The organism is Prescottella sp. GW823-FHT02E09 (assembly GCF_058797375.1).
On record NZ_JBXAJP010000012.1, the window covers coordinates 1 to 16649 of the forward strand.

Below are 16649 nucleotides of genomic sequence, written 5' to 3' on the forward strand. Positions count from 1 at the left end.
CCGGCATCTGCTTCCCACCACGTCCCATTGCACACCTCCGTGATCGAGGTGTTGCGACGACCGGTTGAATCCGCCCTGCGACCCGCGATCGCTGTGAACCACGCAGCCGGCCACCAGATCCCCTGCCGCAGCCCGGCGGGCGACCGCAGAGCCGAGAGCGTCGACAGCGAGCCGAGCCTTCATCCTCGAGTCGATCGAACAGCCCACGATCCGATTCGAGTACACGTCGTTGATCGCACACAGGTAGAGCTTGCCCTCCCCAGTGTGATGCTCGGTTATGTCTGTGAGCCACAACAGATTGCGATCATCTGCGGTGAAGTTCCGTTCGACGAGATCGTCGTGGACCGGAGGGCCGGAACGGACATGCTTGGCGCCACGTTTCTTCCCGAACGAGCTCCACCACTTGTTGGCCGAGCAGATCCGCCACCCGGTGCGCAGCGCCATCTTCTGGCCGGCGTCGGCGGCCTCGTCGACGAGGAACCGGTACCCGAACTCCGGGTCGTCACGGTGAGCGTCGAACAGGGCGTTCGCCCGGTAGGCCTCATCGAGCTCGGCGGCCGTCACCGGTGCAGCCAGCCACCGGTAATACGGTTGGCGAGCGATCTTGAGGACCCTGCACGTCACCGCAACGGGCATTCCCTCAGCGGCCAACTCACGGACGAGCGGATACATCATTTTCCCGGCAGGTTCGCCTGTGACAGATACGCCGCAGCGCGCCGCAGGACCTCGTTCTCCTGCTCGAGCAGCCGGATCCTCTTCCGGGCTTCACGCAGCTCGGCATTCTCACTCGCAGTGGTTCCGGGCTTGACGCCGTCCTCGACGTCGGCAGCCTTCATCCAGTTCGCCAAACACGATTCGCTGATCCCGAAGTCGGCAGCGATCTGCTTCAGCTGCTGGCCGGGCCCACGGCCTCGGGCAACACGGACGACATCGTCGCGGAACTCCTTGGGATACGGCTTCGGCACAGGGCACATCCTTCCAGCAGTGCCTCCCGGCACCACAGATCAGATGTCACCTATCCGTGCAGCAGTCCCACGTTGTTGTCTGTGGACATTGGTCCACAGCGAGGCTCTTGGCGTGGCCGCCGTTCCCGAACGAGAGAAGCGGCGGCCACGTCGCGGCCTGCAGTTCTGGTCAGGGGATGCTGCGGAAGAAGGTGTGGATGTCGTCTGCGAGCAAGGCCGGTTGTTCCATGGCGGGGAAGTGGCCACCTTCGGCGTATTCGCTCCAGTGGGCGATTGCACCGGTGGAGTTCATGACGCGGCGCATGAGCGGGTGGGTGTCGAAGACCGCCCACCCGGTCGGGACGGGCGCGAACATAGCGGGTTCGACCGTGGAATGCTGCGCCTCGTAGTAGAACTGGGCGCTTGACTCGCCGCTGCGCGTGAACCAGTACAACGTGACATTCGCCAGGAGTTGGTCGCGGTCGACCGACTCGTCCGGGGTGCGATAGCCGCTGTCCCTAGCCTTGAACTTCTCAGCGATCCACGCGAGCAAGGCGACCGGAGAATCGGTGAGAGCCACCCCGATCGTGTCCGGCTTGTGGTTCTGCATCTCGAGGTACCCGCGCTCGGAGGCAGCCTCAGCCTGCATCACAGCGAGTTGGCCACTCTCCTCGCCGGAAAGGTCAGCGGGCGCAGGGAAAAGCACTCCGACCAAGCCGAGCAGCCGGCGCTCACTGCCGTAGTGCGTGCCGATCACGCGCTCCGGGTAGATAGTTGCCAGGCGCGCCATGATGCCGGTGCCGGTATCGGTACCATGCGCCGCGAACCGCTGATACCCGAGTCGGGTCATGATCTCCGCAAAGGCTTCGGCCGTCTGCGCCAGCTCCCAGCCCGTAGATGCAAGGGGGGTGGAGAAGCCGAAGCCCGGCGGCGACGGGATGACGACATGGAATTCGTCGGTCAGTAGCGGGAGGAGTCGCTGGTACTCGACGAATGAGCCCGGCCAGCCGTGGTGCAGCACCAGCGGGGTTGCGTTCGGGTTTGACGACCGCGCATGGACGATATGGAAGGCCTGACCTTCGATGGTCGTCGTGACTTGTTCGATCTCGTTGAGGCGCGCTTCCTGCGCGCGCCAGTCGAACCCATCGCGCCAGTACTCGGCGAGCTCTCTCAGGTATGCCATGGGGATACCGCGGCTGAAATCGGCGCGATCGTCTCGGCCGGGCGCCGGGTGCGGCCAGCGGACTCGCGCCAGCCGGTCTCGCAGGTCGTCGATATCGGCTTGGGGGACGTTGATGCGGAACGGTGTGAGGGCCTTGTAATCGGTCATAACACCGACCCTTCCAGGGATTGCGGCAGGATAGCTTCCGCATTTAAGGGAATGATCGATGGCATGTTGAAAACCTCGGCCCGCTTGCTCGAGTTGCTCTCGCTTCTCCAGCTCAGACGCGACTGGACGAGCTCCGAGCTTGCCGACCGCTTGGAGGTGAGCACCAGGACGGTGCGCGCCGATATCGGCAAGCTGCGCTCACTCGGCTATCTCGTAGACGCACGCCCTGGCGTCGCGGGTGGGTACCGTCTCGCACCAGGAGCTGTGATGCCTCCCCTCCTGCTCAACGACGACGAAGCCGTTGCCGTGGCGGTCGGACTCAGCGCACTCGCAACCGGAAGAGCTGGAGCTGAAGAGGAATCGCTCACCGCGCTCGCGAAGTTGGAGCAGGTGCTCCCGGCACGTTTACGTCAACGCGTCGGCGCAGTCCGGGAGGCGACGAACACAGTCCCCGGAACTGCACCGCCCCTGGACCTCACAGCACTCAGCGTCGTCGCCTCCGCGATTCGCGGTCACCAGCGGCTCCGGTTCGGATACACCAAACCCGAACGCAGCGAACAAGCACGCCATACAGAACCGCAACGTCTCATAAATTGGGGGGACCTCTGGTACTTGCTCGCGTGGGACCTGGACCGCGACGACTGGCGAATCTTCCGCCTGGACCGCATGACCGCGCGCCCACCGACCGGCGTAACATTCCGGCCCCGCGCAGACCCTGACCGCGACGTCATCGGATACGTCACCAGACGCATCGCCACAGCAGGCCACATCTACCACGCCCGAGTACTCGTCCACGCTCCCGCCGCTACCGTCGCTGCGAAGACTCCCATTCCAATCACCATCGAGAGCATTGGCAGCTCCACGTGCATCATCGAGATCGACTCGGGAGACCCGGCGCGACTCGCACTCTGGTTGGTACAGCTCGATACCGACCTCGACATCATCGAAGGAGACGAACTGTTGCTCGCATTCAACAAGCTCGCGACCAGACTCCACCGCGCCACCGGCACTCCGGTGTCACCACCCTCAATCGGTCCGGACGATTTGTGAGTCACACCGTTGCCCGCCTCACCGGCGCGGCCGCACCGCCGACGCCGGCACACTTCCAGGCTGTTCGGCGACCACGGCCCAGCAGTGGATCGAGGGAACGTCGAGGCTGCCGTACGGGTTTCCGAACGGCGCTGGGTTGACCTGGAACAGAACGATGACCGCGGCAGAGGCGATGGCTGCCGGGGCCAGAAGCGAACCGGAGCTTTCGACGCAGCGCCAGGGTGTCCTGTTTGACGATTGGCGGATTCTGGCGGTCATCGCAACAACAGACGTTCCATCTCTTCGATGGGCGTGCGGAAGCTTAGTCGTTTCCGGGGCCGGTGGTTGAGTTGGTTGGCGACCCATTCGAGGTCGGTCTTCGAGTGCCCGCTCAGATCAGCGCCTTTGGGAAAGGACTGGCGGAGGACGCCGTTCGCATTCTCGTTGGTCCCGCGTTGCCACGGCGAGTGTGGATCGCAGAAGTAGATGTCCATGCCAGCGCCTGTTCGGACGGATTTCCAGTCACGCATCTCCGACCCCTGATCCCACGTCAAGGTGCGGCGCATGAACTCGGGCAGTGTCTCGAGCTGCGTGGTCAGCGCCGGCGCGGTCTGTTCGGGTTTGTATCCGTCGGGCAGGTGAACGAGCATCACGATTCCGGTGGCGCGCTCGACCAGAGTGCCGATCGCACTCGAGTTCCTTTTGCCGATGATGAGGTCTCCCTCCCAATGTCCCAGCTCGGAACGGTCTTTCACGTGGACAGGTCGGTGGGAGATGTTGACCATGTCGGGTATCCGATTCCTCCGCTGACCGGCCTTACGGCTCGGCCGACGGAGACCACGGCCTGTACGCAACTGTCTGGTCAGCTCGTGTTTGAGCGCACCACGTGAAGGTTGACAGAGCGACTGGTAGATCGTCTCCGTGCTGACTCGCATCTGTGGATCGTCGGGGAACTCGAACCGGAGTCTGCCGGCGATCTGTTCGGGCGACAATCGCTTCGCAAGATCGGCTTCCACTCTTTCGCGCAGCGGCAGGTTGGTGGCAAGTTGGCCGGTTTCGGCCGCGAAGCGCGGTGATAGGCAGCTGCGTGCGCCGACCGCGCTCGATACCGGCCCGACGCCTCACAGTTGCGGGCGATCTCGCGGGAGATCGTCGACGGGCTCCGCCCGAGAGTTCTCGCGATATCCCGGATGCCCTGGTCTGCGGCGATGCCGATGGCAATCTCTTCACGTTCGGCGAACGTCAAGCACCGCCCCTTGAGGTTGCGGCCGCGTCGAGGTCGTACGCCACCGCTTGCGGCGAGCCACCTCGTGCCCTGCTTGGTGCAGGTTCCCGCGGCTGCGGTGGCGTCGGTGATGAACTCTCCCGCGGCCATACCTGACCAGAACGTTTGAAAGATCTCCGGAACCATCCGGTGAGAATATTGTCCATGCGCAATACCTCTGATCAGTGGTGTTGCGATCACTGCCGTCGGGGGCGATGGCTACCCCGACCGGAGTCGTGCCGACGGGGACGGTCTCGATGACGGTATTGGTGGCGGTGTCGATCACCGACACTGTCTCGGTGGCCTGGTTGGTGACGTAGGCGCGGGTGCCGTCGGGGGTGATCGCCACTCCGACCGGAGTCCCATCGACCGGGATGGTCGCGATGACGGTGTTGGTGGCGGTGTTGATCACCGACACCCATACACACCGGTCGTCACAGCCGTCTACGTTCTAGTCGACGACCCCGCTGGTCCCGGGAGGGCGCGCTGGTGCTCCCACTTACCAGGTTCGGAGACGCCCGAACCGGCTGACTTCGTGTTGACTCTCGTGATGTATTCAGGAAGCCCGTCTCATGCTCCGACGGTGCTCTCGACCGCGGAGCAGTCCCTCGCTCACCAGAGGAAGCCCGAGGGCGATCGATTTCGGCCTCCAGATTAGACAGGCGGCTGGCCCGAGCCGATCTGCCGGAATCGGCCCGAAACTCCTGGCCGAACAGGTCACCCGAATCCTCGAACCCGATTTACCTGCCACCGAGGCGCTGTCCTGTTTGACGATCCTTGGGTTCGCGCGCCCGCGCCTACGTCACCAACGCCGCCGACAACACGGTGTCGGTCATCGCGATCCAGGTAGCGCCGACCCTCACCGGGATCCACTGGTCACGGTGACGGTCGGGTCCGGGATACCGGTCACGGTGCAGGCGTAGTTGCAGGGGTGGTAGACCGTGCCGTCGGGGGTGTGTTGACCCTCGGGTAGGTCGAAGCCGAAGGATGTCGGCGTGGCGGATTTCCTCTATCCGCTCAGCCGACAGGCGATTTCTCCACCAACCGAAGGAGCAGGGCAAATGCCAGAACCCACCAGTACGGACCCGATGATGGACGCGATCGGCAAGGCCATCACCGAGGGGCGCAGCGGAAACATCGACAGTGCCTGCGGCCAGCTCCTGGACCTGTGGAAGGTGATCGGAGTCAACGGGGATCCCTTTCACCGCTGCACACTCGCGCACTACTTCGCCGAACTCTGCACCGATCCGGCGCAGGCACTGGCCTGGGATGTGCGTGCACTCGATGCCGCCGACGCCGTCACGGAGCGGCGCGTCCAGGAACATCACGCCAGCCTGCACATCGCCGGCTTCTACCCCTCGCTTCACCTCAACCTCGCCGACAGCTATCGCCGGCTGGGATCCTTCGAAGCCGCTCGTGAACACATCGACGCCGCCCGGGAGAGCTCGTCTGCGCTCGCTCGCGATTCGTATGGGGAACTCATGCGTGCGGCGATCGACACGATGACCACGGCCGTCGAGAACAAAGACACCGCGGTCCTCGCTTCGACCCCGGGCGCGACCGCGTGACACACATGAACCTTCCCCTCACAACGAAGGGGCGCTGAACCGTCTCACCGAGCGGTGCCACTGAACCTGGTCCAGCCGCCGATCTCTCGGTCGCCAACTTGCGGGCGAATCACTTACTTTGACGGGCTTCGGGACTCGCCCGAAGCCCCGTCAAAGTAGCCGGGCGTGTCCCGCCAATCTGCGCTGTATCTCGACACAAACCGACCCGGTGTTTGGCTACTCCCAGTACGGCGGCTCGCGTGTCGGATCATCGAGTGCCGCGTCGATTCGCTGGTCGGACACAATGCGGTCTATTGCGTCCACGCTGGCGCCGATCGTGGCGAAGTGCGGATCGACATCGTTGGTCACGCACCAAGCACGATCTGCCGGCCAGATGAATGCGGGATCAGGCGAGTAGCCGTACGGCCACCGCGCAGGGTCATCGCTGTTCCAGTCTGCATAGTCCGCCAGTGTGCCGCGGAACAACCAGTAGACGCGATTGGGTATCGCGAAGTTGGGTGCTGAGTTGATGGTGGTGGTGCCCCACCCCTCCCACATGCAGAAGTAGCACTCATCTGGTGTGGTTGTGTGTCGAGACAGGACCTCCAGCGCTACGCCGACCTGATCCTGCTCCGACAACCCGTTATGATCGAAATCGACGTCACTGGTCTTCTGGCCAGGAAAGCTCGGGTCGGGGATGAACCTCACCCGCGCATATTTCGGATATCCGACCGGTCCGCGCCCCGCTAGTCGATACCACGGAAGTCCTTGCTCGACGAGCCAATCGGCGGCAGATGCGTCGTCGCACAGTTCGAAACTCACCCAGCCATTGTCCACCTGGTCGGACCGCATTGCGGCGCCAGCGCGATGCCGACGACGGTGTCTTGTGTGACGATCGTCAAACAGGACGGGCCGCAGAAGTTGTCCTGACCTCACTGTTGCGACTTTCAGCGATAAGTGGCGCGGTTCTGGTGGCTGAAAGTGGCGCCGCGCTCGGCGCACACATCGTTTGAGTCGAACTCGCCGACGCCCTGACTGCTATTGACCACAGGGCACTCTGCGATGCAGAGTGGAAGGTATGGCCAGTAGCAGCGGGTTCGACCTCCCCTCCCTGAGCAGGGCCACCGATGCCGCTCGCGTCGGGCATCTACGCCGCCATGCAGCATCAACGAATCTGCTCGTCCTCGGCGGCGCAGCGTCAGTGGTCGGCTTGGGCTGGATCTACGGCGACACAGGTTCGGCCGCCCATTGGCAGGTGTTGTCGATCCCGATTTCATTTTCGGTCCTGGCGATCGTGATGTCCTATCGAGGCAACCGAATCGGCCTGCGCGGCTACAAGATCGGATACTCGGTCGCGGCCTGGGTCTCCGTCCTCGGAATCGTGTGGGTCCTTCCTCTTGCAACAGTGCTCGGTTCCCTGACGATCCTCGGTGGGGGGTCCACCGTGTTCGGGTGGCGTGAGCGATCCCCACGTGTCTGGGTGACGGGTGTGGCCGCAGTCCTGATCGGCCTGATCACGGCTGCGGAACCGATGCGCACGGCGACGGGCATGCACACGATCGACGGCGCCCTCACCATTGGCGTCGTGACCGCAGCGTTCGGGGTGATCGTCATAACGACCGGTGTCATCACGTTGGTCGCCGAGTTGGATGAGCTGGCCGAGATTGGATAGCCCGCAACGTCGGCTCCTGGACCTCGACGAAGCCGTCCACCAGAAGACCAGACTTGCAATCCTGGCGCTGCTCAGGGAATCCGACGAGGCCAGCTTCGTTTTCGTACGCGATGCCCTCGGCCTCACTGACGGGAACCTCGGCCGGCACCTGGACATCCTCGCAGCAGCGGGATGCATCGAACTACGTCGTGTCTACACCGGACGCCGGACGCGGACATGGATACGGACCACCGCCCTGGGCACACAAATGCTGCGCACAGAGCTCGACGCACTCCGAGATCTCATCGATGCACTCGATGGTCGGCGCGGCGGCACCTGACACCCCGCGGCCACCGCAGCTGCGGATGACCTTCGCACAGCAGTGGGAGACAAATACCGAGGCAACCGACCACGAGGCGGCGTACCAGGGAACGGCCGGTGTGTCCGGGCGTTACGCCGATCCGCTCCGGACTCAGATGTCACGCGCGGCCAAGCCCTGGGGAGACGGATACATTGGGCGAATGTCGATGACGTGGCCGCAGGTACGCGGACTGAGCTACAGCACGATGGGTCGATCGGTGTGTGCCGAGATGTGGTCCGGCGGCACCTATACGGGCAAGGTGTGGTTCCAGCCGCCGACCTCGTGGCGGCTCGAGAACGCCTCCGGTGAGGTCACCTACATCGAGAACGACACCGACGAGTACCGCCGTGACGACGACGGCGTCATGGTGCATGTGGTGAAGTCCCCGCATCGGTGGGTGATGATGACCGGCGACGCGCCCCATCTCCTCCTGCAGGCGCATTCGATGTGGCTTCCACGACAGCAGGGTGTTCCCACACAGTTGGGTGATCCCACCGCGCCGCGCCAGGTTGATGTCCGTGGCCGCGCCGGCTGGGAAGTGCAGTTCACTGACCAGTTCACCAACCAGCCCGGTAGCACCATCACCTACGTCCTCGACGCGGAAACCGGTGTCGCACTGTCCCGATCGATGGCCGGGACTGTGCTCGAACTGTCGAACCCCGTGATCGACGAGCCCTTCGATCCTGCCTTGTTCAGATGGGCCGGCGCGACGCGAGACGAGGAAGACCCTCGAGTCAGCGCAGCTCACCGTGAGTACGAAGCGAAGATGCAGGCGCTGTCCCGGATGCCGGCCGCGGAGGTCACCTGGACACCGGGGAAGATCCAGGCCGAACCCATCGACGGCGATCCTCGTACCGGGGCACTGGACCTGCAGGTCATGCCCAACTATCCGGGTTTCACACTGCGGCAGTGGGTGACCGAACTCGGCGAGCCGTCAGGCGAATTGAGCACCCATACCCCGCTGTTGCACCGCGCCACGGTCGGCCCGTGGACATACGAGATCCGCAGTCACACGCCGATCGACACCGGCGACTGCGAACGCATCATCGCCTCGATCATTCCCGCCGATGTGCCCTCCACCCCGCCCGACCAGATTCGCGAGGCAATCGACCGGGAGGCAGCCGAACAGGCCGACGCCGCACTGACCCGGATGCTCGGGACCGGACGCCGACTCGACGACTACCTCGGCGGCGACGGCGGCGATTCCCTGCTGGTGAGAACTGATTTCAGCGACGACGCGAAGTGGCGAGAAGCCGCTGCGGCCGCGATGGAACCCGGAGAAGGCGAGAACTCCGACTTCTCGGCGTACCTCACCTGCATCGACAATCCCGAGAACAACGGACTATCGATCCCCGACCTACTCGAGCGCATCGGGGACCATCCGCCGTACTACGTCTTCCTCGCCGACCACACCACCATCACCGACCCCGAACACCCGATCCTCGCCGTCGACACCGGCCCCGAGGACTTCGGCCACACCCGCGGCCAGACCGTCCGCGTCATCCCCTCGCAGATGTGGTCGATCGAAAACAACCTCTCCATCAGCAACATGGACTTCGACGAATTCGCCGAGTCCGCCGACCCGGACGGCGTATACCGAGGCTTCTGACCATGTGCGCGACACAGGTCGCCGTCACACGTGCCGACGCGTGACGTTGGACGCGTCGACCCACAGCCAGAGGTCGAGTTCGCTGTGACCGTTGGCCGATCGGGCGGGGACGCAGACCTGGGCGAGCCAGCGACCGTCAGCCCTGTTAACTGCACCTTCGACAAGTGCCCCGCGGGTCCGAGTTTGACGGAGGTGCGTTGGTGGACGAGCTACATGGAGCGCTTCGTGAGGGGACCCTCGACGCCGTCAACTATGGAACGTAGACGCTCGCGAAGCCCGGTGTGGTCGTGCCGGGTTCGGGTATGACGGCGACGACGACCTGCCCGGTCCCGGTCGGCAGGATTGCCGCCGGGTAGCCGTACTGACGACCGACATCCGGGCGGAGCCGGCAGCTCCGTTTTGCAGGTTCAGCCAGTGCACGTCGCCCAGGATTTGGCAGTGACCAGCCCCCGCCTCGCCGGTCACCGCACGACCGCCTTCCGTCGGGCCGGTGATCGTCACCGTCCCAGGCTGCTCGCCGACCACGGCCTCACAGCGGACCCGGGGAGCGTCGAAACTGCCGTTCGGGTTTCCGAACGGCGCTGGGTTGATCTGGAACGGAACGGTGACCGCGGCGGAGGCGACAGCCGCCGAGGCCAGAACCGAACCGGCCACGATCGCAGCGCAGGCGACCGATCGGCGAACGAAATTAAATCATGGCGACCTCCAAGAACAGTCGTGACCACGCTTGTTGTCTTCGCCGCGCCAACGCCGAGAGTGCGCCAGTGACAGGTGATGACGACCGAACCTAAGGAACTACCCACGAACCGGCCGTCGGCAGAATCGTGATGGCCGGTCTGCCCAGATAATTGGCTGGCCAGACCGAGGCGACCAGAATTCCCGACCCGGTGTTCGCGTAGCCGTGTATAGGTCGCTCGTCCAATACCCAACCCACCTCGGAGACTCCCGTTGCACCGGTCGTGAGGTTGCGCCACCGCACGGTGCAGGAGCAGCCTGCATTCCCGGTGACAAATCGAGTGAGTCCAGGAGACGTCGGATCGGTTCGTGCCGCAACCGGTCCACCATTGGGGCCCCAGTACCACGGTGGTGGGGCTGCAATGATGCCCACAACTGGATTCGGAAACTGGTAATCAGTCGGAGCTGCGTGAGCGGTGGGCGATGCGACCAGCACGATGCCCACCGACGCCGCGATCGCACCAGATGCGGCGACAAAGTGGCGACGACTGCGCATTGAGCGAGCGGCCACGGTCATAGCTGCCTCCTTCGGCTGACCCCGACAAGGTGGAGACGAAACCAAGCACCTCTGTCAGTGTGACAAAGCATCCGGGATGATCGGGCGGTTTGCTTGCAGGTCACGGGCGGGTAGGCGGCGAACACCGCCCAGCCGGCATCGCTGATGACCGGGGTGTCGTCGTGTTCGGCGATGTCGTCGTAGGGCGTCGGCGGCGAGGGTGCACCAGGGTGGGCCGAGTACATCTGGCGCGGCGTCGTCCGCGGCTCCTCATCGCGGGTGGAGGTGGGACGAGGTGCATGACGGCCCGAGACGTGCTCCGCAAAGGGGGAGCGGGCTGTCCTGGGATTGCGGGTCCAGGTCGCGCCCCGGCGGGTATCGCTTCGATGCAGTCGGCGATGCGCCATGATGACCTGTACCGACTTAGTGCAGAGAAGCGACCCGCGACCAGCAAGACAACACCCCTGGCATCTGCGCTTCGAGTTGGATGCCGCCGGATCTCTCGCCTGCTCGTCAGTGTTGGTGGACGATTGTCGCGGGATCCGAGCGGCCGCAGGTCAGTGCAGTTCTAGAAGCCGATTTCGATGCTGCCGACGACCGTTCCATCGGCGGCATATCCGGTGAGAACGGGGCGGGGGCTGCCGGCCGCTGGTCTCGAGTACGAGCCGTCCTCTGGTCTGAAGTACCAGCCCTCGACCGGTGTCGGATACCAGCCGAAGAAGCTGCCGTCGGCGAGGATCGTCGGTAGCGCCTGCCCGGTGTTCACACGCAGTTCGGCGCGCACCGCCGTTCCCGCCATTGCGTCGTAAACGAGCGTATTCGGGAACACCTCGCCGCCGGCACTCTCGCCGTATGACCCGACCATCGCGCCGGCACCGTCGCCGAATGCGCCGGCACCGTCACTGTCGTGCCTGCACCGGCTGCCCAGGTCGGTGAACTCCGACGGTCCGGGGTCCGCGGCGCTGGTGGCGCTCTCGAACACCGGGGTCACACATCGCTGGCTGCCGGCACCGCGGGCCTCGAAAACGCTGAACACGGTGCCGTCGGGTCCGGGTATGGAGGCGATCCGCTCGGCGGTGGCCGGATCCACAGGTCCCGCCCCCGGTCCCGGTTCTTTCCAGAAGTAGTAGTGGTCGGTGAACGCCTTCGGCATCATGCCGCTGGCGGCGGCCGCGCCGATGCCGGCCGCCGTGAACAATGCCGCGGTGAGAGCCACCGCACCGACCCGCCGCCTCCGCACCGTCGGAGCCCCCGACGCGGAGGCGGTCGCCATGATGCGGGCCTGTTCGGCGGCCTGTAGGTGCTGCGGCCACAGGCGGTCGGCTCTGGTGTCGGGTCGCATTGCCTCGAGGGTTTTCAACAGGTCCTTCGTCATCGGTTGCTCCTCGGTTCGGTGGTGACCCGCAGCGGGATCGGGTCGGCGGATTCGGTACTGGGGCCGGTCTGCAAACGACGCCGGGCACGAAACAGCCGCACGTGCATGGCCGGCACGGAACAGCCCACGACGTGGGCGGCCTCGGTGGCACTCAAGCCGTCCCACGCGGTCAGCAGCAGGGCTTCACGCTCCGTCGAGGTCAGGGCTGCCAGGGCCTCGAGTACTTCGGCTCGGTCGGTGACCGTGATATCGGCGCCCGGCGTCGACCCCGCGAGGTGTTCGATGAGTGCCATCTTTTCCGTCAACGCGTCGCGTCGGCGGTCACCGCGGCGGTGATTGGACAGGGTGTTGCGTGCGACCCCTAGCAGCCAGGGCAGTGCCTTTTCAGGGACCTCCGGTAGCCGTCGCCACGCGACCATGAACGTCTCGGACACCACCTCCTGCGCGGTGTGATGATCCACGTGTCGGCAGGCATACGCGGACACCCGCCCGACATGGTCGCCCCACAGCGCGGTGAAGCGCACAACATCCCCCGGTACCGGTGAACCCGGCTGTTCCTCTCCCATACCAAGTAGTGTCCGGATGCCCGCTGATCCTTACCAACGTCTTCAAACTCTGCGACCGCTGCGCCGCCAACACTCGACGACTGGCTAGAGACCGCCTGCCCTCACTCGCAGTGACAGGGTGGCGGCCCAGGTGAAGGCTGTGTTGCCGGGCAGGACTCGGGAGATGTCGATGAGGACAGGGATCGGGCGCTCGAGGTGACGCATAGCGGGAGCCTCTGGGAACGATTCGACTCAGCCTTCGAGCCCTGGGGGAAGGTTCACTGCGCAACCTTCAGCGGCGCAGCGGCATCCGCGTCCACAGCTACAGGGCCCCAGTCGACTCGTCCGCCGTGGCCCACCGCTGTCACGGCGGCCGGGCGGGGTTCAGGCGTTCAAGATGATCATTCCCGCTTCGCCGGAACCGCTCGTACCGACCCCGCAGACCCACGACGGGTTCGAATGGCTGTACGTCCTCAACGGTCGCCTGCGGCTCGTGCTCGGTGAACGTGACCTGACGTTGCCGCCAGGTGAGGCTGCCGAGTTCGACACGTCTCTACCGCACTGGCTCGGAAGTGCCGACAGCGGTGCGGTCGAGCTACTCATCCTGTTCGGCCCGCAGGGAATGCGCGCGCACGTACGCGCCGACCCCGATCGGCTCGTTCGCGGCGGGATCCAACCGTGAGCTCAACGAGATGGCCGTCTGTGCCCGTCGACAACGACTCTTCCCGCGCAGCGGAACTGCGGGGGATGCCAATAGGGCGTGTCTCCTAAATGCGCGTAGTCGGTGCGCGACGCTTTTCAGCGTGTCGCGCACCGAGTATCTGACCGATGAGCAGTGGGCGTTGATCGAACCGTTGCTTCCCTCGTCCGACGGATGTCTGGGCCGCCCGTTCCGGGACAATCGTCGGGTCGTGGAGGGCATCGTCTACCGCTATCGGGCCGGGATCGCGTGGCGGGACGTGCCGACGGATTCTGGTCCCTGGCAGACAATCTGGAAGCGTCACCGCCGCGACGCCGGCGGCGGGACCTGGGACACGGTCTTGACTGCGCTGTTCGCACACGCTGATGCGAACGGGCCGGTCGACTGGACCGTGTCGGTGGACTCGGCACGAAGATCCACCAGCTCGCCGACGGCCACGGCCGCCCTCTTGTCCTGCTGATCGGGCCAGGTCAGGCTGGCGACTCGCCAATGTTCCCGATCATGATGAACGCGTTGTCGGCGCCCCGGATCGGGTCTGGTCGACCCCGAACCCGACCGGACGCGGTACTCGGCGACAAGGCACACTCGTCGAAAGCGACTCGCTCCCACCTGCGAGCGAGCGGCATCGAAGCGATCATCGCCGAACCGGACGACCAGAAACGTCACCGACAACGGCGGGGCAGCCGCGGAGGCCGCCCGGTCGGGTTCGACACCGAGAAATACAAGGGCCGCAACGTCGTCGAACGATCCTTCGCGGCCCTCGGGCAGTGGTGCGGACTAGCCACACGCTACGACAAACTCGCACTCACCTACCGCGCGGGCGTGGTCCTCTCAGCGGTTTACATCTGGCTGAGATCCCTCACCAAACAGGAGACACGGTCTAGGTCGGAACGCCTTCGAAAACGGTGGTGACCGACGCGTCGAGCCCACGTCTGGATGTCGAAAATGCGGTTCAGGTCAACAGACTAGATCGTGAACTCGAACTGTGCTGTTGCCCGAGGAGATGTCTCGTGGCAAGAGTCTTGGGTCGCGCGGCGTCAGTCGTCGCGTCCGGCACCGCGGCCGGGTGCACTCATGTCCCCGGTCCGAGGCATACCCTCAGCGAGCCCGTAGCGCAGGTACACGACTCCCGTCGGACTGGCTACCGGCGGTTCGAGGAGGGTGACGTTGGTGGGCACCGCGCCACCGTCGAACACCTTCTACCGTGAGACAGACCTGTGGGTGTCGGCAGAACCATCGGGGCAGCACCGCCCCTCCGTCCGACGAGTTCAGGGGCCGCCGAGGAGTTCGTAGGGGGTGTAGCGGTCGCCCCATTCGAGGTAGGCGCTGGGGGTCGCTTCGTCTCGGATGGTGTCGTTCTGGAACTGGTAGACGGGGTGGCGGGGCCAGAGGTAGCCGACCCGCTCGAGAGCGTAGTACGTGCGGTGTCCGGGTGAGTGGCGTTGGTGAATCTCTTCACGAGTGAGTGGGGGCAGGTTGCTGAGTTGGTATGTCCTGCCGAGGGATTCGAGGCGTTCGGGTGGGGTGAGGATGTTGATGCTGCGGTAGACGAGCATCGTGTAGAGGATCCCGCCGGCGAGCGCTACGACGAGGATGAGGGAGCCGTATCGGATGGTGCGGCGCAGCGCTGTGGGCATGAGGGCACGGTATATCGTGCCGTTACCTGAGGGGATGTCATGTGTCAGGTCGTTGTCGGACGGCATCGGTGGTGCCCCAGGTGACCGCGAGGTGGATGGATGTCGACGGCCTCGACGATCGGTCCGCTCAGTAGGGGAGCTACATGGGCTCCCGGGAGTCGTCGGCGAGCGTATCCAGGAGCGCGTCGTAGTCCTTGTCGGTCAGGAAGCGGTCACTGACCGCCCGTCCGATCTGAATGTTGAAGCTGCCGTCGACGATCGGGGCTCCATCGTCGACCCAGGGGAACGGGTTCGGCTCGGCCGGGTAGTCGTATCTCCAGTCGATCAGTTCTTGCAGAGCGACTTCTCGTTCCAAGTTGCCGGCCGCGTAGTGCGCAGCGATCTCGTACGGGGTTCCACCGTGGAAGTCGGGCCGGAACTCTGGGGCGTCGACTCGGGCGCGGATGAGCATGCCGCGGACGACTGCCGTGCTCTTACCTGTGATTGTCGCGAGGGCAGTTTCGGTGTAGCCGTTCTCGTGCAGTCGGCGCAGACTCCGCAGATAGGCAATGTGAGCTACACACTCTCGGGCCTTGTCACGGATCAGCGCCGCGTTGACCTGTTCGTCGTCCATGTCCAAATGCACCTCCTTCGGTGGAATCTACGATCCCGCTTCTCGATCTTCGTCGAGTGCGGACACCAGGGTTGTGAGATCGATCATCTCGACGTGGGATGCGGGGCGGTGGTGAAGTCTGCGACGCCAGACTCGACCTGATCGAGGGGGAGTGATCGAGCGCACTCGGTCTGGAACGGCACTGGATGTCGGGGGAAGATGGCGGTATGCCGCGTCCCGCATTCTGGTCCCTCGCCCTCGAAGACATTCCCCGTCCGGACTTCGTCGACGTGATCGCGGCGCCACTACCGCCTGGCGTGACCGCCGATCCGCGGGTGTGGGCTGAGACGGTGTTCGCGGCTGGTTCGGCCCCGGTGTGGATCCGTCTCGCCATGGCACTGCGCCAGTTGGTGGTTCCGCTGATCGGCGTGCCCCGCGCCGGCCGAGGAGTCTTCGCGGTGTCGCGCGTGGAGGACGGGGAGGCGTTGATCTCCGTCGATGACAGGCACCTCGACTTCCGGGCCGGTGTCGCGGTCGACACCGAGGCGCGACTCGTCCGCGTGACGACGGTGGTGCGGTTGAAGGGCTGGCGCGGTCGCGTCTACTTCGCGCCCGTCAGCGTCGTTCACCCGGCCGCCGTGCAGTCGATGCTGCGCCGGGCGTGCACCAGGCTCGCGCCGCGCTAGTGCCTCACAGTTCTCATCCGTGATTTGCTGCGGCAGAACGGTTTCAGGCCCAGTCGCGAGGCCGCCGGACTGCCGTTCAGGTCCTGCTGCCGGGTGTTCGCGAGGTGCGGCCACTGGTGGCACGTAGGAAGGCGTGTGAGGATGAACG

Annotated in this window: 17 protein-coding genes and 4 pseudogenes; 9 read left to right on the forward strand and 12 right to left on the reverse strand. The window is 64.9% G+C overall.

The features are described from left to right. The 3 genes from AC1RIF_RS23840 to AC1RIF_RS23850 form a co-directional block, all read right to left on the reverse strand. Nucleotides 1-675 (reverse strand): DDE-type integrase/transposase/recombinase (locus tag AC1RIF_RS23840; protein ID WP_492603861.1); only part of this gene is annotated, 675 nt, incomplete at its 3' end. Continuing rightward, nucleotides 672-965, reverse strand: a complete 294-nt coding sequence (locus AC1RIF_RS23845) for a transposase (RefSeq protein ID WP_492603862.1) — start codon at nt 963-965, stop codon at nt 672-674. The genes AC1RIF_RS23845 and AC1RIF_RS23840, both read right to left, overlap by 4 nt. Nucleotides 966-1134: 169 nt before the next feature. Next, nucleotides 1135-2274, reverse strand: a complete 1140-nt coding sequence (locus AC1RIF_RS23850) for an epoxide hydrolase family protein (protein ID WP_492603863.1) — start codon at nt 2272-2274, stop codon at nt 1135-1137. 63 nt (nt 2275-2337) lie between these two features. Here AC1RIF_RS23850 and AC1RIF_RS23855 point away from each other — a divergent pair, with 63 nt between their 5' ends. Then, nucleotides 2338-3324, forward strand: a complete 987-nt coding sequence (locus tag AC1RIF_RS23855; RefSeq protein ID WP_492604009.1) for a helix-turn-helix transcriptional regulator — start codon at nt 2338-2340, stop codon at nt 3322-3324. Between the two features lie 18 nt (nt 3325-3342). On the opposite strand, the gene AC1RIF_RS23860 is transcribed toward AC1RIF_RS23855, so the two are convergent. The 3 genes and pseudogenes from AC1RIF_RS23860 to AC1RIF_RS23870 all read right to left on the reverse strand — a co-directional run. After that, entirely contained in the window at nt 3343-3582 is a 240-nt protein-coding gene (locus tag AC1RIF_RS23860) for a hypothetical protein (RefSeq protein ID WP_492603864.1), read from the reverse strand. Beyond that, a pseudogene (locus tag AC1RIF_RS23865) lies at nt 3579-4714 on the reverse strand (IS30 family transposase). Before AC1RIF_RS23865 ends, AC1RIF_RS23860 begins: the two are co-directional and overlap by 4 nt. A gap of 124 nt (nt 4715-4838) precedes the next feature. Further along, nucleotides 4839-4985, reverse strand: a pseudogene (locus tag AC1RIF_RS23870) (YncE family protein); the annotation flags it as partial. Between the two features lie 643 nt (nt 4986-5628). Between AC1RIF_RS23870 and AC1RIF_RS23875 the strand changes: the two are divergent. Further along, nucleotides 5629-6135 carry a hypothetical protein gene (locus tag AC1RIF_RS23875; protein ID WP_492604010.1) on the forward strand — a complete coding sequence of 169 codons (507 nt, stop codon included), beginning with the start codon at nt 5629-5631 and terminating at the stop codon, nt 6133-6135. 216 nt (nt 6136-6351) lie between these two features. On the opposite strand, the gene AC1RIF_RS23880 is transcribed toward AC1RIF_RS23875, so the two are convergent. Continuing rightward, nucleotides 6352-6936, reverse strand: a complete 585-nt coding sequence (locus AC1RIF_RS23880; RefSeq protein WP_492603865.1) for a hypothetical protein — start codon at nt 6934-6936, stop codon at nt 6352-6354. 256 nt (nt 6937-7192) lie between these two features. On the opposite strand from AC1RIF_RS23880, the gene AC1RIF_RS23885 reads away from it, so the two are divergent. The 3 genes from AC1RIF_RS23885 (at nt 7193) to AC1RIF_RS23895 (ending at nt 9735) form a co-directional block, all read left to right on the forward strand. Further along, the gene (locus AC1RIF_RS23885; RefSeq protein ID WP_492603866.1) at nt 7193-7786 is read left to right on the forward strand and encodes a hypothetical protein; all 594 of its coding nucleotides are present in this window, start codon (nt 7193-7195) and stop codon (nt 7784-7786) included. Further along, on the forward strand, nt 7779-8105 hold the full coding sequence (locus AC1RIF_RS23890) for a transcriptional regulator (RefSeq protein ID WP_492603867.1): 327 nt from the start codon (nt 7779-7781) through the stop codon (nt 8103-8105). The genes AC1RIF_RS23885 and AC1RIF_RS23890 overlap by 8 nt, the downstream gene beginning before the upstream one ends. A gap of 181 nt (nt 8106-8286) precedes the next feature. After that, nucleotides 8287-9735 (forward strand): DUF6924 domain-containing protein, encoded by a 1449-nt coding sequence (locus AC1RIF_RS23895; RefSeq protein WP_492603868.1) that lies wholly within the window; start codon nt 8287-8289, stop codon nt 9733-9735. A gap of 1799 nt (nt 9736-11534) precedes the next feature. Here the strand turns inward: AC1RIF_RS23895 and AC1RIF_RS23900 are convergent. Continuing rightward, nucleotides 11535-12341: a hypothetical protein gene (locus AC1RIF_RS23900; protein ID WP_492603869.1), complete on the reverse strand. Its 807-nt coding sequence runs from the start codon at nt 12339-12341 to the stop codon at nt 11535-11537. Continuing rightward, nucleotides 12338-12907, reverse strand: coding sequence for an RNA polymerase sigma factor (locus AC1RIF_RS23905; protein ID WP_492603870.1), 570 nt, complete (start codon nt 12905-12907; stop codon nt 12338-12340). The genes AC1RIF_RS23900 and AC1RIF_RS23905 overlap by 4 nt, the downstream gene beginning before the upstream one ends. A gap of 289 nt (nt 12908-13196) precedes the next feature. On the opposite strand from AC1RIF_RS23905, the pseudogene AC1RIF_RS23910 reads away from it, so the two are divergent. The 3 genes and pseudogenes from AC1RIF_RS23910 to AC1RIF_RS23920 form a co-directional block, all read left to right on the forward strand. After that, a pseudogene (locus AC1RIF_RS23910) lies at nt 13197-13568 on the forward strand (cupin domain-containing protein); the annotation flags it as partial. A 121-nt stretch (nt 13569-13689) separates the two neighbouring features. Next, complete coding sequence (locus AC1RIF_RS23915) at nt 13690-14046, forward strand: transposase (protein WP_492603871.1); 357 nt, start codon at nt 13690-13692, stop codon at nt 14044-14046. Next, nucleotides 14046-14498, forward strand: a complete 453-nt coding sequence (locus AC1RIF_RS23920) for a transposase (protein WP_492604011.1) — start codon at nt 14046-14048, stop codon at nt 14496-14498. The genes AC1RIF_RS23915 and AC1RIF_RS23920 overlap by 1 nt, the downstream gene beginning before the upstream one ends. A gap of 125 nt (nt 14499-14623) precedes the next feature. Here the strand turns inward: AC1RIF_RS23920 and AC1RIF_RS23925 are convergent. The 3 genes and pseudogenes from AC1RIF_RS23925 to AC1RIF_RS23935 form a co-directional block, all read right to left on the reverse strand. Continuing rightward, a pseudogene (locus AC1RIF_RS23925) lies at nt 14624-14785 on the reverse strand (dihydrofolate reductase family protein); the annotation flags it as partial. A 69-nt stretch (nt 14786-14854) separates the two neighbouring features. Further along, nucleotides 14855-15223: a hypothetical protein gene (locus AC1RIF_RS23930; RefSeq protein WP_492603872.1), complete on the reverse strand. Its 369-nt coding sequence runs from the start codon at nt 15221-15223 to the stop codon at nt 14855-14857. Nucleotides 15224-15362: 139 nt separating this feature from the next. Beyond that, nucleotides 15363-15836, reverse strand: a complete 474-nt coding sequence (locus AC1RIF_RS23935) for a hypothetical protein (protein WP_492603873.1) — start codon at nt 15834-15836, stop codon at nt 15363-15365. Nucleotides 15837-16042: 206 nt separating this feature from the next. On the opposite strand from AC1RIF_RS23935, the gene AC1RIF_RS23940 reads away from it, so the two are divergent. Then, complete coding sequence (locus AC1RIF_RS23940) at nt 16043-16501, forward strand: DUF2867 domain-containing protein (protein WP_492603874.1); 459 nt, start codon at nt 16043-16045, stop codon at nt 16499-16501. Nucleotides 16502-16649 lie beyond the last annotated feature (148 nt).